The sequence below is a fragment of the Flavobacterium sp. genome (assembly GCF_043773265.1).
In the GTDB taxonomy this organism is placed as follows: domain Bacteria; phylum Bacteroidota; class Bacteroidia; order Flavobacteriales; family Flavobacteriaceae; genus Flavobacterium.
Genome location: NZ_JAYVFH010000230.1, coordinates 1 through 2,794 on the forward strand (window position 1 = coordinate 1; position 2,794 = coordinate 2,794).

Genomic DNA, 2,794 nt, shown 5'->3' on the forward strand with positions numbered 1-2,794 from the left:
TTCACACTCGGTAAAGATGCTACGGCAACCTATACGCAAGCGGACGTTATTCAAGCCGCAAAAGTTTTAACAGGTTGGCGGGTAGAAAACCTAAACACTTCAAATGAAAGTACTGTTTTTAGGCCTGAACTACACGATGAAAGCATAAAAATATTTTCTACTTTTTTTAATAATACCCAAATTCCAAATTCTGGCGCAGCTGAATTGGATTTATTTATTGACATGATTTTCAAAATAGAAAAAATTGTGTCTGAGTATATTTGCAGGCGACTGTATAGATTTTTTGTTTATTATGATATTGATGATAATATAGAAACCAATGTAATAACGCCACTTGCACAACATTTTGTAGCAAATAACTGGGACATAAAACCAGTTTTAGAAAAACTTTTTAAAAGCAAACATTTCTACGATATGGCGAATCGTGGCGTTTATATCAAAAGCCCATTTGATATAATTCTTGGCAGTTTGCGAACTTTCAATATTAATTATAATGTTTCTGACGCTACCAATCACGAAGCGCAATACGAAATTTTGAAACTTTTCAATTATACGTTATTCGAAATGGAGCAGGCTATGGGAAAAATTCCGAGCGTTGCTGGTTGGCAGGCATTTTATCAAAAACCAAATTTTCATGAATATTGGATAAACTCTAACTCAATTCAACGCCGATACGGTTTAATGCAATATCTTTTTTATGGTTTTAATAAAACGGATAATGGTTTAACAACAAGAATCGAAGTCGATAAAATTGCATTTGTAAATCAATTTGACGACACCATTTGCGGTAATCCAAATGCGTTAATTGACGAATGTATAAAATATTTATTGCCAATTGATTTAGGTCAAGATGTAAAAAATGAAATTAAAAACCAATCCTTATTAAGAGGTCAAGTATCTGATGGATATTGGACTGGCGCCTGGTACGACTATAAATCAAATCCGGCTGATGTAGATTTAAAAAATATTGTTGAAGTTAGGCTTTATGCAATGTTATTAACTATTGTCGAATATGCAGAATACCAATTAATGTAACTTTAATAATTTTAAAAAATGGAAAGAAGAAAATTTTTAAAGACAACCGCATTAGCATCGACAGCACCATTATTATTCAATCATATTCCGGTTTTGGCATCGTCACAAATCGAAAGTTCCAATCTAAATATGCTTGCAAATGCAGCACAAGAATGCGGAAAAATATTAGTTATTATTCAAATGAATGGCGGAAACGACGGGTTGAATACTGTTTTTCCGATTGATCAATATGACAAATTATTGGCAGCAAGACCAAATATATTAATGCCCGAGAATGACATTTTAAAATTGAATCTCAATAATTCAACAGGTTTTCATCCGGCAATGTCCGAAATGCAAAAAATGTACAACAACGGACAAATGATGATTGTACAAGGTGTTACCTATCCAAACCCAAGTTACAGTCATTTTCGTTCTACCGATATTTGGTTCACAGCATCAGATTCTGATAAATCATTGCAAACAGGTTGGTTGGGTCGTGCTTTGGACAATAAATTTCCTAATTTTCCTGTTGGTTACCCAAATACCGAAATGCCAGATCCATTAGCGATTCAGATTGGTTCCACATTGCCATTTTTGCTTCAAGGTCCAGGAATAAACTTGGCATATAGCGTTCCGAAACCCGAAGATTTATTAAATGTTGTCAATGCAACAACCGATCCTGCACCCAATTCTGATTATGGAAAAGAGTTAACATTCCTTAGGTTAATGAAAGATCAAAGTAATGTTTATCGTGAAACTATTCAAAAAGCATATAATGTTCCTAAACTACAATCGGCTGTTTATCCTAGTGAAAATAAATTAGCAAATCAACTAAAAATTGTTGCTAGATTAATTAATGGCGGATTGAAAACGCCAATTTATGTTGTCAATCATCCAAAAACGCACGATACGCACGAGTTTCAAGTTACCGAAGCAGATAGAAAATTAGGAAAACAAGCTGAAAATCTTAAAATTTTATCAGATGCTATCGCAGCTTTTCAACAAGATTTAAGAATTATAGGTAAATCAGAAAAAGTATCGGGAATGACTTTTAGCGAGTTTGGTCGACGAATAAAAAGTAACGACAGTTTAGGAACCGATCATGGTGCAGGTGCACCAATAATTTTCTTTGGCGATTCGTTGAATGTTGGCGCAAGTAATGTTGCTGGTTCGCCCTATCCAGTTTCTGGAATGATTGGAACTTCGCCGCTTTTACCAACTAGTGCCGATGTCGAAGACCAAGTGCCAATGCAATTTGATTTTAGACAAATTTATGCGACAATTATGCAAGATTGGTTGTGTATGACCGAAGAGCAATCGACAACAGTTTTGGGTTCAAAATTCGAAAAATTGCCAATTTTCAAGTCAAAAACTCCAGTTGTTGTTAATAAAGATGAAAATGACGATAGTATTTTTGTTGTTTACCCAAATCCGGTTGTTAACAGTCAAGTCAATATTCGATTTACAAATTTAATTACAACAAAAATAAATGTAGTTTTGTCAAATGTTCAAGGAATAAAAATTTACGAAAATGAATTTCAAATTGATGGCAATCAACTTAGTTTTTTTGTAAATAATTATTTAGCATCAGGAACATACATTCTTAGATTAAAATTTAATAATAATGATTATTTCAAGAAATTGATTTTTCAATAATCATTTGATAATATATCAAAAAAAAACTTTCTAATTTTAGAAAGGTTTTTTTTAAATTAATCTCTTTTAGGAGCATTTTTCTTTTCGCGTTTTTCCTCTTTTTTCTCTTTAGCAGTTTTTA

2 protein-coding genes are annotated in these 2,794 nt (G+C 32.7%); both read left to right on the forward strand.

What is annotated here, in order from left to right:
- The coding region (locus ACH2BO_RS12370) for a DUF1800 family protein (RefSeq protein WP_395045042.1) at positions 1-1,035 on the forward strand (1,035 nt) is incomplete at its 5' end.
- A gap of 18 nt (positions 1,036-1,053) precedes the next feature.
- Entirely contained in the window at positions 1,054-2,673 is a 1,620-nt protein-coding gene (locus ACH2BO_RS12375) for a DUF1501 domain-containing protein (RefSeq protein WP_395045043.1), read from the forward strand.
- The last annotated feature ends 121 nt before the right edge of the window (positions 2,674-2,794 follow it).

Coding starts and splice junctions, on each gene's coding strand:
- ACH2BO_RS12375 (WP_395045043.1), top strand. CDS start 1,054: ATGGAAAGAAGAAAATTTTTAAAGACAACCGCATTAGCATCGACAGCA.